Source organism: Segeticoccus rhizosphaerae (assembly GCF_009192725.1).
In the GTDB taxonomy this organism is placed as follows: Bacteria; Actinomycetota; Actinomycetes; order Actinomycetales; family Dermatophilaceae; genus Segeticoccus; species Segeticoccus rhizosphaerae.
Map to the genome: position 1 here is coordinate 1 of NZ_VOHR01000411.1, position 2,931 is coordinate 2,931.

Annotated in this window: 3 protein-coding genes and 1 pseudogene; 3 read left to right on the plus strand and 1 reads right to left on the minus strand. The window is 69.8% G+C overall.

Translation table 11 applies throughout. From position 1 onward, the window contains the following. The 3 genes and pseudogenes from FRW57_RS23560 to FRW57_RS19840 form a co-directional block, all read left to right on the plus strand. Window positions 1-464, plus strand: a pseudogene (locus tag FRW57_RS23560) (2-succinyl-5-enolpyruvyl-6-hydroxy-3-cyclohexene-1-carboxylate synthase); the annotation flags it as partial. Window positions 465-618: 154 nt separating this feature from the next. Beyond that, the gene (locus tag FRW57_RS19835) at window positions 619-1,854 is read left to right on the plus strand and encodes a YkvI family membrane protein (RefSeq protein WP_152186862.1); all 1,236 of its coding nucleotides are present in this window, start codon (window positions 619-621) and stop codon (window positions 1,852-1,854) included. A gap of 102 nt (window positions 1,855-1,956) precedes the next feature. Next, window positions 1,957-2,568 (plus strand): hypothetical protein, encoded by a 612-nt coding sequence (locus FRW57_RS19840; RefSeq protein ID WP_152186863.1) that lies wholly within the window; start codon window positions 1,957-1,959, stop codon window positions 2,566-2,568. A gap of 34 nt (window positions 2,569-2,602) precedes the next feature. Here the strand turns inward: FRW57_RS19840 and FRW57_RS19845 are convergent. Beyond that, a partial coding sequence (locus FRW57_RS19845; protein WP_203230438.1) for a chorismate-binding protein occupies window positions 2,603-2,931 on the minus strand: 329 nt, incomplete at its 5' end.

Sequence of the window (2,931 nt, forward strand, 5' to 3'; positions counted from 1 at the left end):
CCGCGCCGACCGAGGGCGCGACACCAGAGGGTGACCCGGCGGACGCAGGGGCGGCGGCCGCCCCCGGCGGGCGGTCGGCATACGCGCTGATGGGTGACCTGACCTTCCTGCACGACACCAACGGCCTGCTCATCGGCCCGGACGAACCGCGTCCCGACCTCACCATCGTGGTGACCAACGACGACGGCGGCGGGATCTTCACCACGCTCGAGCCCGGGGATCCCTCTCGCGCAGCCGATTTCGAGCGGATCTTCGGCACGCCGACCGGCACGTCGCTCGCAGACCTGTGCCGCGCGCACGGCGTCGGCCACATCCTGGCCGAGACACGCGACGAGCTGTCCGACGCGGTCAGCGAGCGGTCGGACGGCCTGCGGGTGGTCGAGGTGCCCGTCCCGCGCGAGAGCCACCGCCGCATGCACTCCCGGGTGCGGGCCGCGGCCCTGCAAGCGCTTCGGGGCAGCTGACCGCCGCCGCCTCAATCGCCGGCTGCACGACTGCTGGAACCGAAATCCCCTGCAAACGTGACTATTTCGTTGACGTCAGCAAAGCAAAACCACACGTCCCGACGGCTATGGTGTCCCGGACCAAGGCCCGAGCACTCGACGAAAGGACCGCGTCATGGCCTCCCACACCGCATCCCGCCCGCCTCCGGAGAGACAGGGCTTCTTCGAGGGCCGATACGGCCGGATGCTTCTGCCCGGTGTCATCCTGCAGTCGGTGCTCATCGGCGGCGGTTACGCCACCGGCCGTGAGATCGTCGAGTTCGGAGCGAAGTACGGCGCCCTCGGCTGGCTCGCGGGGCTCGGCATCTTCGTCGGTTTCGGCCTGATGGCCTTCCTGATGTTCGAGACGGCCCGGCGTTTCCAGGCGTTCGACTACCGTACCCTGCTGAAAAAGCTCATCGGGCCGCTCTACTGGACCTTCGACATCGTCTACATCCTGCTCGCGATCCTGATCATCGCGATCATGGCGGCGGCGACGGGGGAGATCCTCAACAGCACGCTGGGCCTGAACTACTGGGTCGGCGTCCTGCTGATCACCGTCGTCGTCGGACTGCTCAATTTCTTCGGCGAGAGCGTGATCGAGCGGTTCAAGTCGGTCGGCACGGTGCTGCTCTACGTCGGATACATCATCTTCGCCACGCTGGTGATCATGCGCAACTGGGACGCGATCGCGGAGACCTTCAGCAGCGGCAACCACTCCCTGCACCCGACCGTCAGCATCTGGGCCATCCTGTGGTCCGGCGTGCTCTACGTGGGCTACAACCTCGCGGTCTACCCGGCGGCGCTGTTCACCGTGCACCGGCAGACCCGCATGCGCGACACCGCCGTGGCCGGTCTGGTCTCCGGTCTGCTGATGACCATCCCGTGGTTCCTCACCTACGTGGCGCTGATGGGCTTCTACCCCCGTGACGACATCTTCGGCGCCACGGTCCCGTGGCTGGAGATGCTCGGGTCCGAGGGCGCCTGGGTGGTCGTGGTCTTCGGCATCGTCGTCGGCTGGACGCTGATCGAGACGGCGACCGGCATGATCTACGCCCTCGTGGCGCGGGTCGACCAGAACCTGGTCGACGTCGAGCGGCCCAAGATGAGCCGCTCCTGGGCCGGCGGAGTCGCAGTGGTCACCCTCGGGCTGTCGGTGCTGCTCGCCCAGGTCGGGATCATCGACCTGGTGGCCAAGGGCTACACGGCCATGGGTTACGCGATGATCGTCGTGTTCGCGGTGCCGCTGCTGGTGCGAGGCACCTACCTGATAGTGACCAAACAGGGCCGTGCCTTCACCGAGCCGACCGAGCCCGGCACCTACGAGAGGTCCGACGTGAGGGCCGACGAGGGCGAGCTCGACCCCGTCTGACCCGAGACCTGCCGGGTGCCCGGGGTCCCACACGTGGTATGCCGTGTAGCCACAGGGAGCCACAGGTAGCCACGGGTCGTATGCCGGGTGGAGGAGGGCAGTGTGCCTGAGCAGAACCGGGTCACGCCGGACGGCGAGATCGTCGCGATCCCGCTGCGCTGCGCCTGGACGGGCAACCGCGGCATCCTGCACGACGGGCACCGGATCCGCCGGTTCCACGCCGGCGATCTGTGGATCACCTGCGCGCTCGACTTCCGGGGGCGGTGGAGCGAGCAGTGGCTGCCGCACCACTTCACCTGGCTGTACTTCCACGACGAGGCGGTGTCGCTGGCGGCGGGGCACCGGCCCTGCGGCGAGTGCCGCCGGGGCGCCTACCTCACCTACCGGGACGCCTGGGCGGACGCACTGTCGGTGCCGCCCCCGTCGGCGGAGCAGATGAATCGTCAGCTGCACGGCGAACGGATTGTGCGTGGCACCCACATCCGGCGGGTGCACGCCATGCCGTGGCGCGAGCTCCCAGGCGGCGTGTTCGTCCGCACCGCTACCGGTCCGGCGGTGGTGGTCGACGACCACCTGACGACCTGGACGCCGGCCGGCTACGGCGCCCGGCGAAGGCGTCCACGCCGAGGCGAGGCGGCGGTGCTCACGCCGCCGTCGTCGGTGGCTGCGCTGCGCGCCGGCTACCCCGCCCAGCTCGACGACGAGGCTCGGTAGGACGAGCAGGATCCGCTGCCCAGCGCCTGCGGCCTCAGGGCGTGCCGGTGAAGGCGTCGCGCATCGGCACCAGCTTGGCGTCGGACTCGGCCAGCTCCGACTCGGGGTCGGACCCCGCGACGATGCCGCAACCGGCGAACAGCCGCATCCGGTCGGGATCGCCCGGCCCGACCGACCCGCAGCGCAGCGCGATGCCCCACTCACCGTCACCGCTCGCGTCCATCCAGCCGACCGGTCCGGCATACCGACCACGGTCCATCTGCTCCAGCTCGGCGATCGCCTGCGCGGCGACCTCCCGCGGCGTGCCGCACACCGCGGCCGACGGGTGCAGCGAGGCGGCCAGCAGATGGACCGTGGTCGGTA